General features: G+C 58.4%; 12 protein-coding genes and 1 pseudogene. 6 read left to right on the top strand and 7 right to left on the bottom strand.

All coding sequences use genetic code 11. From position 1 onward, the window contains the following. Window positions 1-3 precede the first annotated feature (3 nt). The 7 genes and pseudogenes from algG to yaaA all read right to left on the bottom strand — a co-directional run bounded on the left by algG (window position 4) and on the right by yaaA (window position 10,346). A pseudogene (gene algG, locus C4J87_RS04840) lies at window positions 4-1,571 on the bottom strand (mannuronan 5-epimerase AlgG). After that, a complete protein-coding gene (locus tag C4J87_RS04845; protein ID WP_124365903.1) occupies window positions 1,571-3,058 on the bottom strand; it encodes an alginate export family protein in 1,488 nt (495 codons plus the stop codon). The pseudogene algG and the gene C4J87_RS04845 overlap by 1 nt, the downstream one beginning before the upstream one ends. Beyond that, a complete protein-coding gene (gene algK / locus C4J87_RS04850; protein WP_124365904.1) occupies window positions 3,055-4,434 on the bottom strand; it encodes an alginate biosynthesis TPR repeat lipoprotein AlgK in 1,380 nt (459 codons plus the stop codon). The genes C4J87_RS04845 and algK overlap by 4 nt, the downstream gene beginning before the upstream one ends. 170 nt (window positions 4,435-4,604) lie before the next feature. Further along, window positions 4,605-5,771 carry an alginate biosynthesis protein Alg44 gene (locus C4J87_RS04855; protein ID WP_124365905.1) on the bottom strand — a complete coding sequence of 389 codons (1,167 nt, stop codon included), beginning with the start codon at window positions 5,769-5,771 and terminating at the stop codon, window positions 4,605-4,607. A 37-nt stretch (window positions 5,772-5,808) separates the two neighbouring features. After that, window positions 5,809-7,290: a mannuronan synthase gene (gene alg8, locus C4J87_RS04865; RefSeq protein WP_164484512.1), complete on the bottom strand. Its 1,482-nt coding sequence runs from the start codon at window positions 7,288-7,290 to the stop codon at window positions 5,809-5,811. Between the two features lie 83 nt (window positions 7,291-7,373). Continuing rightward, window positions 7,374-8,690 carry a nucleotide sugar dehydrogenase gene (locus C4J87_RS04870; protein WP_124365906.1) on the bottom strand — a complete coding sequence of 439 codons (1,317 nt, stop codon included), beginning with the start codon at window positions 8,688-8,690 and terminating at the stop codon, window positions 7,374-7,376. Between the two features lie 876 nt (window positions 8,691-9,566). Further along, window positions 9,567-10,346: a peroxide stress protein YaaA gene (gene yaaA / locus C4J87_RS04875; protein ID WP_124365907.1), complete on the bottom strand. Its 780-nt coding sequence runs from the start codon at window positions 10,344-10,346 to the stop codon at window positions 9,567-9,569. Window positions 10,347-10,478: 132 nt separating this feature from the next. Between yaaA and C4J87_RS04880 the strand changes: the two genes are divergently transcribed. From C4J87_RS04880 to C4J87_RS04905, 6 genes are all read left to right on the top strand, one after another. Next, the gene (locus tag C4J87_RS04880) at window positions 10,479-11,603 is read left to right on the top strand and encodes a polysaccharide deacetylase family protein (protein WP_124365908.1); all 1,125 of its coding nucleotides are present in this window, start codon (window positions 10,479-10,481) and stop codon (window positions 11,601-11,603) included. Window positions 11,604-11,943: 340 nt separating this feature from the next. Beyond that, window positions 11,944-13,338 carry a PhoH family protein gene (locus C4J87_RS04885; protein ID WP_057724660.1) on the top strand — a complete coding sequence of 465 codons (1,395 nt, stop codon included), beginning with the start codon at window positions 11,944-11,946 and terminating at the stop codon, window positions 13,336-13,338. Window positions 13,339-13,489: 151 nt separating this feature from the next. Further along, window positions 13,490-13,963 carry a cyclic pyranopterin monophosphate synthase MoaC gene (moaC, locus tag C4J87_RS04890; RefSeq protein WP_124365909.1) on the top strand — a complete coding sequence of 158 codons (474 nt, stop codon included), beginning with the start codon at window positions 13,490-13,492 and terminating at the stop codon, window positions 13,961-13,963. Further along, on the top strand, window positions 13,960-14,202 hold the full coding sequence (moaD, locus tag C4J87_RS04895; RefSeq protein ID WP_124365910.1) for a molybdopterin converting factor subunit 1: 243 nt from the start codon (window positions 13,960-13,962) through the stop codon (window positions 14,200-14,202). The genes moaC and moaD overlap by 4 nt, the downstream gene beginning before the upstream one ends. 2 nt (window positions 14,203-14,204) lie before the next feature. Further along, on the top strand, window positions 14,205-14,657 hold the full coding sequence (gene moaE / locus C4J87_RS04900; protein ID WP_124365911.1) for a molybdopterin synthase catalytic subunit MoaE: 453 nt from the start codon (window positions 14,205-14,207) through the stop codon (window positions 14,655-14,657). Window positions 14,658-14,898: 241 nt separating this feature from the next. Next, window positions 14,899-16,869, top strand: a complete 1,971-nt coding sequence (locus tag C4J87_RS04905) for a hypothetical protein (protein ID WP_124365912.1) — start codon at window positions 14,899-14,901, stop codon at window positions 16,867-16,869. The last annotated feature ends 2 nt before the right edge of the window (window positions 16,870-16,871 follow it).

The following is a 16,871-nucleotide window of genomic DNA, read 5'->3' on the forward strand; positions in this document are numbered from 1 at the left end:
TCCTCAGTCCTGCATTTCGGTCTGGCGTTCGACAGGGTCGATCAGCACGGCTTTCTGCTGGCGTACCAGCAGGTCGAGAATCTCTTCCTGGCGCTCGCCAAGAACGCCGGAGAAGCTGATGCCGCTGGATTTGGTCGGCGCCAGCATCGACACGCGGTACAACTCGATACTCAGCGGCGAGTCGATGGACAACGGCCCGCTGCCGTTGCCCGCCAGTTCACCGCCGACCACGATCAGCGAGACCTTGGCGTCGAACGGGTCAAGGGCGATGTCGCGGTCGGTGTCGGTCAGATCCTTGATGTGGCCGTACACACCGGTCAGGCCGTTGGCCATGGCGGTGTTTTCGTACAGCTTGATGTTCACGCTGTTACGTATGCGGATGCCGTGGCGACGGTTGCTGATCACCTTGTTGCCCCACAACAGGTTGTCACCGCTCTCATAGAGGGTGATGCCGTCGGTGTGGTTGCGGTAGATCTCGTTGTCGGCGATCAGGTTGTTCACGCTGTTACGGTCGATCACCAGGCCCGAGAGCTTGTTGTCATAGCTGCGGTTGTTGAAGATGAAGCTGTCGTTCACTTCCCGGGAAATGATGATGCCGTGCTTCTTCTTGGTGCCGTACACGGTGTTGTCAGCGATGATCAGGCCGTGGGAACGGTCATGGGGTCAATGCCGTAGACGATGTTGTCTTTGTAGGTATTGCCCTTGATCACAAAGCCCGTGGTTTCGTAGCAGTAGAAGCCGTACCACATGTCCGAGAACTCGGAATCGATGATCCAGCCGGTCGGTTCAGGACGCTTGAGCACCTTGGCCATGTTCGGCGTGTACTGGGAAATACTCACCCCGTACGACTTACTGTTGGCGTAGCCGAAGCTGGCCATCTTGGTCTTGGAAATGTAGGTCTCGGTGCCGCCCCAGGCCAGCAGGAACGGGCGGAATTCCTTGGGCGACTTGAACAGCGCCGGGCCGTTGGTTTTTTCATCCCAGCCGGTGACCTTGGTGTCACGCACGAACAGTTGGCCGTCGTTGATCAAAAACGAACCGGCTTGCTGGGACAGGCGCAACTCCTGGGTCTGCTTGTCGATATCGAGGATGCCTTTACGGCCGACCACGATTGGCAATTTGGCCAGGAACACACCCGGCGACGTCTCGCTGAAGTACTGCTTGGGCACCTTGCCCAGCAAGTCCTTGAGGTTCATGTAGCCATCGTCGACAAAGATCGCCTGGGGAATGCCGTGCTGGCGCACCACCCATTCGGCCATCTTGTTATCGCCGCCGATAAAGTCCTTGAGGGCGTCTTCCTGCATCATGCGACGGATGCTGACCTTGCCCGCCTTGGTCTTGACGATTTTCTTTTCCATGGCCGCAGCGGTGTAGCCCGACAGATCGGGCAGCGCCGGCTTGGCCATTTCCAGCGGCGCGGTCGGCGGGCTGGAAATGGTGTAGGTCTTGGCCTGTTGCAGTTCCTTGGCGATGGTCGGCGCCTTGGCCGCCGTATCGGCGAACGCTGGGGCACTGGTCACCAGCATTGCCGCGACGAGTAGGCTTTGAGCATTCATTGCGCAGGCTCCCATCAGAATTTCCAGATCACGTCGACAAAGGCGCGGTGCATGTACGAGTCGACCTGGCTACCATAGGCATCGCCCGGTTTGAACACGCCGGCGCGCAGGCGCACCAGCGCCGACGGCTCGTCGATCGACTGGCTGAGCGCGGCCGGCAACAGGCCTTTCTTGAAGTACTTGGTGACGACCAGGTCCATCTCCTGGCCCAGGTCTTTCTTGCCGTCTTCAAGGGGCAGGGACGTGCTGGACAGGATTGCGCCGGTCACGTCATCGGTGTTGTTCTGCACCGCATCGATGCCGTTGCTGCCCACCGGCTTGTTGCCGTCGACGCGCCAGAACTTGTGGTACACCAGGCTGGCGTCGTAGTCCTCGCGCAGTTGCCAGGAACCGAACAGGCTCATGGACTGCATGTTGTTCATCTCGCCGCGAAACGCTTCGCCGAAGCGATGCACGCGGGACTGGGTACCGGTCCAGTTCGAACGGTTGCTTTGCAGGCCGTTCTGTTCGTATTCGGCACTGGCGCGCGAATAGGCTGCACCCACTTGCCACTGCGGGTCGAGGCGCAGGCGCACGCCGATATCGGTGGCCCAGCCGCTCACGTCATCGCTGCGCTTGGCGTTGGTCGGGCGGGTGCCGTCGGCGCTCAAGGCGTTGACCGTGTCGCGGTCGCCGCGCATGCCGGTGATGCTCGCCCAGTAGTTGACGGTGTTGGTGTTGCGCCAGTTATAGGCGTCGCTGTTGGCTTCGATGCCGAGCCAGGTCAGGTCGCCGTTTTCGCGCTTGTCCAACGGGTCGCTGGCCACGCCCGGTTCGGCGTAGTCGAGCTTGCCGTCGTCATGGGTGTGGTGGCCGCGCAGGCCGATCCACTGGCCCGGCGTCCACTGGTAGGCGGCGTCAGCGTAGAAGTGCTGGCGGTCCTTGTCCTTGGGCGACAGTTCCTTGAGGTCGGTGCGGTATTCGCTGAAACGCTCGGCGGCGCCGACATTGGCCTTGAGCAGGGTGGTGTCGAAGGTCCAGTTCAGCGCTTCGATATTGGTGTCGCGCCATTGGCCGTCGTCATTGCGCAGGCGCTGGCGACCGAACTTGAGGAGCTCGCCGGGGTAGGGCGTGAAGCCGCTGTAGCCGACCCAGAACTCGCGCAGGGCCAGGTAGTTCTTCTTGGCCTTGCGGTCGTCGTTGCTCGATTGTTCGGTGGTGTCATCCGCCGACTGCTGCAGGGTGTCGGTCTCGATGATGTCGCTGGAAACCACCGCCTGGCCCATGGCGTAGGCGCTCCACGCGCCGCTTTCGGCGTAGATCCACGGGCGCAGGTCGAGGCCGATGCCGTTGACGTCGCCGCCTTTCTGGGTACCCAGGTCGCGATCGTCTTCGGACTGCGCGGTGGCTTTGACTTCCAGGCCGAAGTTCTTGGCTTCGGTCAGCGCGGCCAGGGTCGGGCACGACCACAGCAGGGCGAAGGACAGGCCGATGCCGGCCTTGACGAATGGGTTGAGCTTCATAGGGATTCCTCGCCGTCTTCTTCTTGCAGGGCGTGCAGTTGCAGCGTGCTTTGGGCCAGGGTGCCGCGGGCGGCCAGTTCCTGCTGCACCAGGCGTTGGCCTTCGGCGCGTTGCTCAGGCGTCAGCGGGGCCTCAAGCTGGGTGGCCAGCTCATTGGCCTCTGGCGTGTCCTGGGCCTTGGCCAGCTGGCTGAAGACATAGGCGTTCAGCGGGTCGGGCTTGGTGCCCTTGCCTTGGGAAAACAGTTGGGCAATGGCGAAGTCGGCGCTGTTCTGGCCGTTGCGCGCAGCGGTCAGCAGGTGGTCCAGGGCTTTTTGCGGATAGACCTTGCCCAGGTAGCCACGGCGGTAAATCTGGCCGAGGTAGTAATCGGCGGCCACTTCACGGCCCACGGCTTTTTCGAAATGGGCTTCGGCGGCCTTGGCGTCGGCCGGCACCCACTTGCCTTCGTAGTAGAGCTTGCCCAAGAGCAATTCTGCGCGCGGCTGGTCGGCGGCACGGCCGTTGTCGAGGTACTTCATCATCTGGTCGACGTCGCCCAGTTCGGGGAAGTCGTAGAGCAGTTGCGCCAGGCTGACCCAGGACGCCGGGTAGCCAGGGGCGATTTTTTCCAGCAGGGCCTGGGCGGTTTTCTCGTCCGGCGTGCCGAGGGTGGCATCGCCCAGCACACGGGCGACGCTGTCGACACGTTGGGCGGTGACGGTGCCACGGCTGTAGCCTGCTTCCATCTGCTTGAGCAGTTCGGCCTGTTGTTCCGGCTGGGCTTTTTTCTGATAGACCGTGGCCAGCTCGACGTAGCAGATATCGGTGGTGTTCAGCGCGGCTTTGCAGATGCGCTCCACATCATCCAGATGCTGGTCGTAGGTGCCCTGGGTGCGGTACAGCAGCACCTGGGCCAGGCCGGCCTCTGGATAACCCGCCGCTTGCCATTTGCTGATCTGCTGCTGGGCATTCACGTTGGGGAAGCTGTGCGGGTATTGCAGGTACAGCATCGCCAACGGGATCAGGGTGTTGCCTTCGCCATTGGCAAAGGCTTTTTTCAGCAGGCTTTCAGCTTCGTGGTGCTCGGCTTCGGTGGCGCCGGGCTTGGCCACCAGCAGGCGGCCAAGGCGTGCCTGGGCGCGGGGCGAGGTATCCGCCGCAGCACGGTAAGTGGCTTCGGCCTGTTTGATTTGCGCCGGGTCACGGGTGCCTACCTGGATGTCGGCCAGGCCCACTTGGGCCTCGCTGTAGCCCAGGTCGGCCAGTTGTTGGTAATTCTGTTGCGCGGTGACGGTGTCGCCGCGTTTCAATGCTTCGTTGGCCAGGCGTTGGTCAGGCAGGCCGGCACAACCGGCCAGGCTCACCGCAATCGCCAGCAACGCCACCGAACCCATGTGGGACCGGCGTTTGTGGCGAGGGAGCTTGCTCCCGCTGGGGTGCGAAGCGCCCCCAAGAGCCGGCTCCAGCTGCGCTGTCGAGCGGGAGCAAGCTCCCTCGCCACAACAAGCCCGCTCCCACAGGGATTGTGTTGTTCTTGAAATAGGGTTCACAGGCATGTCCTCGCTTACAGACCGTGAGCCATGGCTTTATCGATCAGCCAGTTCAGCGAAGGGCCACGGTCGCTGGTGACTTCTACCGGGCGGCCGGCATAGGTGCTGTCCAGCGGGGCGTCAGGCTTGATCTGCACGCGGATGTCCGAAGACAGGTCGGCGCTGTTCAGGCTGGTGCTGCTGACGATGGTGCCGGTGCGCACCTGTTCTTCGTCGGCGACCTGGAAGCTCACCGGCGTACCTGGGCGCACATCACCGAACTGGCGATAGCTGAAGCGTGCTTCCACGTTGGCCTGGCTGCCGCGTGGCACCAGTTGGAAGATCACATCACCCTTGCTGGCGTACTGGCCGTCGGCGACCAATTGCTGGGCGACCACGCAATCACACGGCGAGGTCAGGGTGCCGGTCATTTGCTTGCCGAACAGCTCTTCGACCTTGGCCGGTTGCAGTTGGTCTTCGTCCAGGTGGCCCTTGAGTACATCGAGCATGCTGGTGCTGAAGGTGGCCAGTGGCGCGCCTTTGGCCGCTACCGCGTCACCTTTGAGCAGGCTTTGCACGGTGCCGTCGCGCGGCATGGTCACGTTCATGCCCGGCACGCTGACAAGCCCGGCCTGGGCGTGGCTGACAAAGTACATGCCGTACAGCGACTTGAAGACAAAACCGAAGGCCGCCAGGCCCACCAGGAAGATCGCCAGGCTGAACGTCACGGCGCGCAGGCGCCCGAACGCGGTCATGCCGCTGCCGCCGTCCTTGACCTTGCGCGCCTTGGTGAAGTTGTCGCGTTGCAGGGTGGCGAGCACGTCGCCCATGGTCACGATGTCGCCCGACAGGTGCGAGGTGATCAGGTGGCGCAGGGTGGAAATGTCCTGGGCATCGAGGTTCTGGAACTGGCAACCGGTGCGGCCGGTCTGGCGGTCGTAGGAGCGAATCTGCAGCTCCACGTCCATCGCCAGGCCGAGGTTATCGATGACGAATTGCAAACGACCCTTGTGCACCTGGCCGACGGTGAGCGGCTGGGTGGCGGTGAACGCCAGGCCGCCGGCGGACAGGTCGATGACCTTGGCCTCGGTCGGCGTGCGGTCGCTGTTGAAAAAGCGCAGCTTGGCCGGGATTTTTACCCGGGCGTGCTGGCGCTGGGCTTCGGATTCGTGGACAACGTTGGCGTTTACTTGGCTGTTCATAATGTTCGATTTCCTAGTTAATTCAGGCTTGGCAGGGTCAGACCATCATCAGCAACACGGCAACGAAGATGCTGCCGGCGGAGAAGGTCATGGTCCGAGACGACCAGGTGTTGAACCAACGTTGAAAGCTGGCCAAATCGCGGGTCAGTTTGGTGTCCTGGCGGGTCCAGGACTGTTGATCAAGGCGGAAGAACACGTAGATCTTCACCAACGCGCCCATGATCTGGTTGTAATAGAGAATCAGCGGGTAGGCCGGGCCGATCTTGTGGCCTGAGCACGACAGCAACAGGGTGAGAATCAGGCGGGTGATGCCGATCCACAGCAGGTACGCGAGGATGAAGGCGCCGCCGTACTTGAAGGTAGCGATGATCGCCACGGTCAGGCCGAGCAGGGAGGTCCACATCGACACGCGCTGGTCGAACAGCACCACGCTGGTGAACAGACCGAGGCGGCGTACACCCAGGCCCAGGGCGCGAGAGTTCTGGCGCAGGTTGTTGCCGTACCAGCGGAACATCAGTTTGCGGCTGGCCTTGATGAAGCTCTTTTCCGGCGGGTGCTCCACGGTATTGATCGCGGCATCGGGCACGTAGAAGGTGTCGTAGCCCAGGCGCATCAGGCTGAACCAGCTGGATTTATCGTCGCCGGTCAGGAACTTGAAGCGCCCCAGGCGCCAGTGTTGCAGCGAGTCGCTTTCCACGTCGGCGATAAAGCCTGGGTCGGTCACCACGCTGGCGCGGAACACCGACATCCGCCCGGTCATGGTCAGCACGCGCTTGGACAGGGCCATGGAGCACATGTTGATGTGGCGTTGGGCGAAGCGCAGTTTGTGCCATTCGCTCATGATGTAGCCGCCGCGCACTTCGCAGAACTCGTTGGTGGTCAGGCCGCCGACATTGCCGAACAACTGGAACCACGGCACGGTCTTGCGCACCACGCCCTCGGCGAGCACGGTGTCGCCATCGATCACGGCCACCACGGCGCGGTCATCCGGCAGGTGGCGCGAGATGGCGCGAAAACCGAAGGCCAGGCCGTCACGCTTGCCGGTGCCGGCGATGCGCACGAAGTCGAGTTTGACGTGATCCGGCGGGTTGAGTTTTTCCCACAGGCTCTTGACCAGCAGCTCATCAGACATTTCCACCAGCGAGCAGACCACGGTGGTAGGGAAGCCACATTCGATGGCTTCGCGAATCACCGAGCTGTAGACCTGCGCGGTGGTCAGCGCGTCGATACGGAAACTGGTGACCATCAGGAACACATGGGATGGGTCGGCGGCCTTGCCCAGCTTGCGCACTTTGCGGCGCAGGTGCGGGTAGACCACGTAGAGGAACAGCATGCCGCGAAAGAAATGCGTTGCACCCATCGAGTAGCGCCAGATACCGACGGCGCCAATCAGGAAAATAAAGTTCTTCGATTGCGAATCGAAGGTGCTCGCCGGCAACGCCAGGGCGAGTCCCATCAGCAGGCTGAGGAACAACAGCCAACCGGCGGCTTGCAGGAATACATGTTTTAACTTGGACATAAGCGTCATCCGCAAGGAGAGGAGGTTTCAGGCTGCAAGCGCTGGGGATAAAGACACTTGCAGCCTGAAACTTGCCGTTGCTGTTACCAGCAAATACCTTCGGTACGGCCGCTTACGCTGGTGGCCTTGGACATGAAGCCCACCAGGTCGACCACTTGCTTGCCGTCCGGGGCGTTGTGCGCCAGGGCACGGAATTTCTCGTCGCGGTTACCCAGGATGATCACGTCGGAGTTGTTGATCACAGCGTCGAAGTCCGAGTTGAGCAGGGACGACACGTGCGGGATCTTGCCTTCGATGTAGTCCTTGTTCGCACCGTGTACGCGGGCGTATTCGACGTTGCTGTCGTAGATGCTCAGGTCGTAACCCTTGCCGATCAGCATTTCCGCCAGTTCCACCAATGGGCTTTCGCGCAGGTCATCGGTACCGGCCTTGAAGCTCAGGCCCAGCAGGGCGACTTTGCGTTTGTCGTGGCTGGAAACGATGTCGAAGGCGTTCTGCACCTGGGACTCGTTACTGCGCATCAGCGAGTTGAGCAGCGGCGCTTCCACGTCCAGGGAACCGGCGCGGTAGGTCAGGGCGCGCACGTCTTTTGGCAGGCACGAGCCGCCGAACGCGAAGCCTGGGCGCATGTAGTACTGGGACAGGTTGAGGGTCTTGTCCTGGCAGACCACGTCCATCACTTCACGGCCATCGACGCCGACGGCCTTGGCGATGTTGCCGATTTCATTGGCGAAGGTGACTTTGGTGGCGTGCCACACGTTGCAGGTGTACTTGATCATCTCGGCGACAGCGATGTCCTTGCGGATGATCGGCGCGTCGAGTTCTTCGTACAGCGACTGCAGGACATCGCCGGAGGCTGTGTCGAATTCGCCGATAACGGTCATTGGCGGCTGGTCGTAGTCCGCGATGGCGGTGGATTCGCGCAGGAATTCCGGGTTGACCGCAACGCCGAAGTCGACGCCGGCTTTCTTGCCGGAGCAGTCTTCGAGGATCGGGATCACCACGTTGGCCACGGTGCCGGGCAGTACGGTGCTGCGCACCACGATGGTGTGGCGGGTGGTCTTGTCACGCAGGACAAAGCCGATCTCGCGGCATACCGATTCGATGTAGTTGAGTTCCAGGTCGCCGTTTTTCTTGCTCGGCGTGCCGACGCAAATCATCGACAGGTCGGTATCGCGAATGGCTTCGGCGAAGTTGGTAGTGCCACGCAGCCGGCCCGTCTGGATACCCTGGCTCAACAGCTCGCCCAGACCCGGTTCAACGATCGGCGATTTGCCGGCGTTGATCAGGTCGATCTTTTCCTTGGAGATGTCTACGCCGACCACTTCGTGGCCACGGGCAGACAGGCAACCGGCACACACTGCGCCAACGTAACCCAAACCAAATATGCTGATGCGCATCGCAATTACCTCTGTATTTAAATCATGCCATTAGATGGCCGGAGTTCATGTTTGCAAGCGTCACTGATGCCGCGAAAGTTGGGCGAATAGACGCCGACTTACCGCGTGCAGGCATGTTGAATAACGAGTGACTAACTATTGCACTCAAGTTGTGCGCGACCAGGCCTTATTATTGGGGCTTGCCCTGAAATGCAGCCGGGCTCCCTTGGAGGAAGGCTCCGGCGCCGGTGCTGCAAGGTTTTGATGCAGGCAAAACGCCTTTTTTATCAATGCCTTGAGTGCATGCACGGCTCATTTAGGTCAGGCGCTGCCTTGGCCTGTAGGGGATAGCAATGCGTACTTATCGCCACCCTTAACTCGATCAGTTGATGTTGTGACCATAGAGTCAAAGTGTTCTGTGACAACTTGACTACTTCCGTTGGTCGTTATGTAAGTCATCTCTTACAGCAGCAGAGAATTTCGTTACCGGTGGTATGAGCGGTGCTTCAGGATGAAGTTCCTGGCCGCTCATCCTGTTTCCGGAAATTTTTTGAAATATTAGAGAAGATGGCACTGGTACTATAGTGATAGCACTTGCTATTTAGGCCAGTAGTTGTGGGGAGTTGGCACGTTGAGATAGTTTTGTGCCACTACTGTTTAAAAAAAGTGGTGCCACTACGAAAAAAACCGACGAGTGTCGAGTGAAGAAATTGTTAGAGTTGTGTCTGGGTGTTTTTCTGACGCCAAATAAATGGCGATTCTCATTTGGAATACAGAACAAAATGTGGGAGGGGGCTTGCTCCCGATAGCGGTGGATCAGTCATTACTTCAGTGACTGACACTCCGCCATCGGGAGCAAGCCCCCTCCCACATTTGTAATTCAGTGCCTGGCTGGCCTTATTCCGGTGCGTGATCGCGTAAAAACACCAGGTTGTCCGGCTTGGACTGCTCCGCATTGAAGCGATAACCCTGTGCATCGAACTGCTTGAGCCTGGCCGGGTCGTTGATCCGCTCTTGAATCACAAACCGGCTCATCATGCCCCGGGCTTTTTTCGCGTAAAAGCTGATGATCTTGTACTGGCCGTTCTTCAGGTCCTTGAACTCGGTATTGATGACCCGTGCGTTCAGGGCCGTGCGCTTGACCGCCGAGAAATACTCGTTGGACGCCAGGTTGAGCAGCACATCGTCGCCCTGTTCGGCCAGCGCCTCATTGAGCCACTCGCTGATGCGCGTGCCCCAGAAGGCATAGAGGTCCTTGCCACGGGCGTTGGCGAGTTTGGTGCCCATCTCCAGGCGATACGGCATCATCAGGTCCAGCGGGCGCAGCAGGCCGTACAGGCCGGAGAGCATGCGCAGGTGATCCTGGGCGTAACTGAAGTCGGCGTCGCTGAAGGTTTCGGCGTTGAGGCCGGTGTATACGTCGCCCTTGAACGCCAGCAGCGCCTGTTTGGCATTGGCCGGCGTGAAAGCGGGCGTCCAGCTGCCGAAGCGGGCGGCGTTGAGGCCACCGATCTTGTCGGACACGTGCATCAACTCACTGATCTGCGCCGGGCTGAGTTCGCGCAGTTGCTCGATCAGTTCTTGGGAATGGTCGAGGTACTGCGGCTGGGTGAAGCGCGGGGTTACCGGCTTTGACTCGAAATCGAGGGTCTTGGCGGGGGAAATCACCATCAGCATGAAGTTGGCTCCAGAAGTCGTGGCGTGTAGCGTGGGCGCGATTCTAGGGGTTGGGGCGGTTTGACTCCACCTATGATGGCGATAGGCGCGATCCGCTATGATGGCCGGCAACTCTGGAGAGGGAGACCCCAAGTGCGATTAGCGCTTTTTGTGACGGCGTGCCTGTGGTGCCTGAATGTGCAGGCCGCGCCGGTTGATGTCGCCAGCCTCGACCGTGGCACCTGGCCGGAAAAACTCGGCAGCCCGGCGCTGTTCGATGTGGCCTCGCGTGCAGAAATCCTGATGTTTGCCCATGGCTTGATCCTCAGCGAAGCCCAGGACGAAACTGCGCTCAAGCAACGCCTGGGGCTTAAGATCATCAACCTGGCGGCCATCGACGACCTGCGCCGCCAGCTTTGGCAGCGTTTGCTGGAGAACTATACGTTTGCCCAGCAGAGCTGTGAGCAAGACGCCTCGTTCTGCTACCTGGTGGAAAACATGGACGACCTGCGCGAGCAGGCCGGCAAATTCGAAGTCAGTGACAACTCTTTCTATATAGGCTGGGCCGCCCCCAGCCGGCAGTTCCATGGGCGCTATCTGGACGAACTGCTGCGCAAGGCCGCGCTGCTGCCGCAGATCAGCAGCGAAGTCGCGCGCTTCGGTGATCATGAACGCAATGGTGACGAGCTTAATGACCGGATGTTCCTGCTGACCTTCGACGGCGGCCCGGCGCCGGTCAGCGGTAATACCGACTGGCTCGCCGACTACCTGCGCCAGCAAAAGATGAACGCCACCTTCTTCGCCCTCGGCAGCAGCCTGCAAACCCGTGTGGAACGCAGCTCGGCCGCCGATGTGCAGGCGCTGTACCAGGGCCAGTGCGTGGGCAGCCAGGGCTGGCAATATCGCTCCCACAGCCACTGGGTCGACTGGCAAGACTCGATCATCCGCAGCGCATCTTTGGTGCAGAACCTGCTGCCGGAAAATTATGTGCCGCTGTTCCGGCCGCCTTACGGGCAGCGCCGTGCGGACAGCCAGGGATTCTTTCAGGCGCAAGGTCTGCAGGTGGCGTTGTGGGACATCGACTCCCAGGACGATCCGGGCAAGCTCAAGGCCGAGGAATCGGCGCAACGGGTGCTGACGCTGATGCTGTTGTGGCGCAAAGGGGTGATTGTGTTTCATGACACCCAGGACAAGGCGCGGTTGGCATTGCCGCTGCTGTTACAGGCAACGGCGCAGAGTGGCCTGGGTTGGCAGGACTGCCGCGAGGCGTTTCGCTGAAGTGCCCGGCCCTGTTGGACGAGAGGCATTTTCGGGGTGATTTGCTGCGACATTTCGCAGCAGGCGGACTTCCGACTTTAACGGCCTGCCTGGCACTCGGCTAGTGCTATTCGTCATCCTGAAAAATAAACTTCAAAAAAGCGTCAAAGTGCTTTTTCCTGTCATGGGTTTTGCGGTATTACGAAGTCAGATCGCCGAACCCTGCAACACAGGTGGCGTCTTCCAAGACTCCTCATGTGGGCACCGCACTTGACGTCACTCAAGCTGCGGTCGGTGGTCGAATCGAGGCGCAGCACCGCCCAGGTATTGCGTCGACTGGCTCCCACAAAGGTGACCGAGTATGGATGATCATGGACGCACCCCTTCTTCCGACCAGCCAATCCTTTATGTGCTTGATACCAACGTACTGATTCACGATCCAAACGCACTGCTTAACTTTGAAGAACACCATGTCGCCATCCCGATGATCGTGCTGGAGGAGCTCGACAAACTCAAAAGCGGCCATCACAGCGTCGCCGCCGAATGCCGCCAGGCCATCCGCCTGATCGACAAGACCCTGGGTGAAGCCTCGCCCGAGGACGTTGAAGTCGGCGTACCGATCCAGCGCGGCAAAAGCGGGCCCAAGGGTTTGCTGTCGATCCTGATGAGCAAGCGCAACGAGCCCAACAGCCTGCTGCCGGAAAACCTCAACGACAACAAGATCATCAACCAATTGATCGACCTGCACGCGCGCGACAAGGACCTGCGCGTGGTGCTGGTGACCAAAGACATCAATATGCGCCTCAAGGCCCGAGCGTGTGGGATCGCGGCCGAGGACTACAGCACCGACCAACTGGTTGACGACGTGTCGATGTTGTCGCGCGGTTATCACATGATGACCGGCTCGTTCTGGGACCGCGTCAGCAAGGTCGAGACCCGCCAGGACCATGGCCGCACCTGGCACCAGGTGCAGTTGATCGACAACCTGCCGGCCGTGCATATCAACGAATTCATCGTCGACGAACAGGGCTTCGTGGGCTGGATCAAAGAGATCCAGGTCGACAAGCTGCTGATCCTCGACCTGCATCAGGAACCCCTGTTGCACCAGGAAGCCTGGGGCCTGAAACCGCGCGATATCTACCAGAGCCTGGCGCTGTACGCGCTGCTCGACCCGGACATCCACCTGGTCAACCTGACCGGCGCCGCCGGCTCCGGCAAGACCATCCTGGCCCTGGCCGCTGCTATCGAACAGACCATGGTGACCAAGCGCTATCGCCGCATCATCGCCACCCGGAGCGTGCAGGGCCTGGACCAGGAAATCGGCTTCCTGCCCGGCACCGAAGCGGAAAAAATGGAGCCGTGGCTGGGGGCGATCACCGACAACCTCGAAGCCTTGCACATGGATGACGAAAACACCCATGGCAGCGTCGACTACATCCTCAGCAAAGTGCCGTTGCAGTTCAAATCCCTCAACTACATCCGAGGCCGCAGCTTCCAGCAAAGCCTGATCCTGATCGATGAGTGCCAGAACCTCACCCCGCACCAGATGAAAACCATCATCACCCGTGCCGGCGCCGGTTCCAAAGTGGTGTGCCTGGGCAACCTGGCACAGATCGACACCCCTTACCTGTCCGCGACCAGCTCCGGGCTGACCTACCTGACGGAACGCTTCAAAGACTTCCCGAACGGCGTGCACATCGCGCTGCAAGGGGTGCCACGTTCGATCCTGGCTGAATACGCCGAATCTCATTTGTAAAACGCGGTCAGTGTGGGAGGGGGCTTGCCCCCGATGGCGGCAGCACATTCAACAGCACTGTTGACTGGCTAACCGCTATCGGGAGCAAGCTCCCTCCCACATTTGTTATGGGTTGGGTTTACAATCGCTGCTCCTGATCAGGAGTATCGCTGTGCTGACTCATCTAGATTCCCAAGGTCGCGCCCATATGGTCGACGTCACCGACAAAGCCGTGACGTTCCGTGAAGCGGTGGCCGAAGCGCGGGTGCGCATGCTGCCCGGCACCCTGCAAATGATTGTCGACGGCGCCCATCCCAAAGGCGACGTGTTCGCCGTGGCCCGCATCGCCGGGATCCAGGCGGCAAAGAAAACCAGTGACCTGATCCCTCTGTGCCACCCGCTGATGCTTACCGGCGTCAAGGTCGAACTGCGTGCCGAAGGTGCCGACGTCGTGTACATCCTGGCGCGCTGCAAACTCTCCGGCCAGACCGGCGTGGAGATGGAGGCCCTGACCGCCGCCAGCGTCGCGGCGCTGACGATCTACGACATGTGCAAGGCCGTGGACCGGGGCATGACCATCGAAAGTATTCGCCTGCTGGAAAAGCTTGGCGGTAAAAGCGGGCATTTCAAGGCGGACCAGGCATGAGCATCAACGTATTGTTTTTTGCGCGTTACAGCGAAGCGGTGGGCCTGGATTCGCTGGAGATGGAAGGCGACTTCGCGACGGTCGACGCCGTGCGCCAAGCGTTGGCGGTTGAGCCGGACTTTAAAGTGCTCAACGAAACCAGCCTGATGTGTGCTCGCAATCAGGAGCTGTGCGGCCTTGATGAGCCGTTGCAGGCCGGTGATGAAGTCGCCTTTTTCCCACCCGTGACCGGAGGCTGAACATGGCCATTCGTGTGCAGGTCGAAGCCTTTGATCCCGGCGCCGAAGTCAACGCGATGCATGCGGCCAATGTGGGCGTGGGCGCGGTGGTGAGCTTTGTCGGCTATGTGCGCGATTTCAATGATGGTCGCGAAGTGGCGGGGATGTTCCTGGAGCATTATCCCGGCATGACCGAAAAGGCCCTGACCAAGATCGCCGTCGAGGCCGAGCAACGCTGGCCGCTGCTCAAATTGGAAGTGCTGCACCGTATCGGTGCCCTGGAACCCGGCGAGCCCATTGTCTTTGTAGCCGCCGCCAGCGCCCACCGCCAGGCCGCGTTCGACGCCTGTGCATTTGTGATGGACTACCTGAAGACCCGCGCGCCGTTCTGGAAGAAGGAAAACACCAGTGAAGGGCCGCGCTGGGTGGAAGGGCGGGACAGTGATCATGTGGCGGCGGATCGTTGGAAAGCCTGACTGTTCATCAATCGGTGGCGCTTGCATAAATAAGTAGCCATCGCTGGTATTTACGATTATGACGCCTTATTAAACTATTTCGATTTGATCTATCTGACTGTCAATTCTGACAGTTACCTTTGTTTATTTATTGATCTCTAATCTCCTTAAACACCCCGCATTTAAGTGTGTGATGTTTCTCAATCGAATTGATTTTGACCAGTCTCTGTGCGTCGGCTGACAATGAGTTTTGGAGAGTAAAATGATCAGACAGTCAAATAATATGAGACTCTCACACTTTAAAGTCAGATTTGCTGACGGTACCGACTATACGGATGCGCTGTATGCCAATGGGCATCATCAGGTTGAAATTGTTGTTGAAGTTTTAAAAGAGGTTATAGGGAGGCTGGGTTCATGGAACAATGTTGCGTTAACTGATAGCGAGCGCGCCAGTATAAAAATCGTACCTGTATTAATGTCGGTTGATCAAAGTCAAGCGGTCGGGTGGGCCTTTGATGCCGAGAAAAATGAATACGATTCAGGGCTTTGGAATCGCACGGGGGAAGCACCAGGCGGGCCTGGGCCAAATAGTGTTATTGTCGATCCGCGTATAGAAATTATCCGCCGATATGTGCGCGTCGAGGAGATTTCATCACTTGAACCTATACAGTTAATGGCAACCATTATATTGGATGGCGAAGGCGTCACCCGTAGCTATTCCGAATACCCGACTGACTTTCAGTCATCGGTGTTTATTGCTCCCGTCGCGCCGCCCGTATTGCTCTCTACAGAACTTGATTTAATTACTGACTATTTTGCTTTTGATAGTGTTGGTGTCGATGTGGATATGTATTACTGGGATGGTGTGAATGGTTTGCGTTTTGTTGATAACTATGGATTGGCCGAACCATTGTATGTGCCGAATGAAGGTACGGTTTTTCAGACATCTTATGGTTTTTCGAATGCTTATAAGGGAGGCGTTTTCAAGGGGGTAGCGAGCGTTGATTTGCGTTTGAGTATGGTTCACCAAAATCTTCCAGCATTAAGTCCGGGTGAGGATCCGACTTTTATACGGAAGTGGAATCGCATTATGTGTGCCGTGAGACTTCACACATCGATACCGGATCTTCCGCAGACTGATTCGCAGAGTAAATGGTTGCTGCGGGATAACTTCGGAACACTTCATGTGTTCAAAATCGTACCGCATGAAGATGGTAATCGCATGAATGTAGCGCCCGTTCAATTAAGAAGACGGCCTAAACACTTGCGAATTACCACTACCAATGGCCAAGATACAACTGATGCGCTATATGCCAATAGCCGCCACCAATGCAAAGTTTCTATTGAACTCAGTGTGGAGCAGGAAGGAGTTGATGGACTTTGGGAGGAGGTACGGCCACGGGCGGATGAGAAAGACAGTGCTACGATCACGCTTTATTCGGCTAATGCGAATCAGCCTTTACCTGCCGGGTGGGCGTGCGATACAGCTCGAAATATATATGAGATCGGACTGTGGAATCGAAGTGTAGAAGGCGGAAAAGGGGATGAGACAGAGGAGCAAATTACGCAGCAAAAAATGGGTTTGCCGAATGCTATAGAGATAATTGATCGTTTTATGCGTTTAGAGACGGGCGCCTCAATTGAGGCCAGAAGGTTAATGGCCAGGATCGTTATAGATGGCAAGGTTTATACTACAAACTTTTCTGATGCTGAAATCAATTTCGATAGTTGGGTGCATATTTCGCCTCGGCAACCTTTTCGAGTAAGGGTTGCTGATCTTGTACGTACTGTGGATCATGCTTATTGGGAGTTTAGTACGGATACCGATATTGATGTTTGGTATTGGCTGCCACCGCCGGGATTGAAGTTTGTCTCCCAAATGGGGCTGGACTCACCTATGTGGCTCTTTGATGAGGGAATATACTTTCAGACAACCTTCGTTCATAGGTCTGACAAGCATTATAGAAAGGTTGGCGTCGTCATAGGGCACGATATCCCTGGAGCAAATCCTAAGATTTATGATATTCACAGAACATTGCCAGATCCTACTCACAGAGTGCCATTTAATCGAGTAAATACGATTATGCGTGCGATGTGGGTTTCCGGTAAGAAAGGCATGCCTGAGGGAGACGCCAGAACACCTTGGCGCCTGCTGGATAATTATGGTTGCATGCATGCATATACGATGCAACGACGTGGAAATAATATTGAGTTGTTGGATTATGAGAACTGATT

This window comes from Pseudomonas sp. R1-43-08, from assembly GCF_003852255.1.
GTDB lineage: Bacteria > Pseudomonadota > Gammaproteobacteria > Pseudomonadales > Pseudomonadaceae > Aquipseudomonas.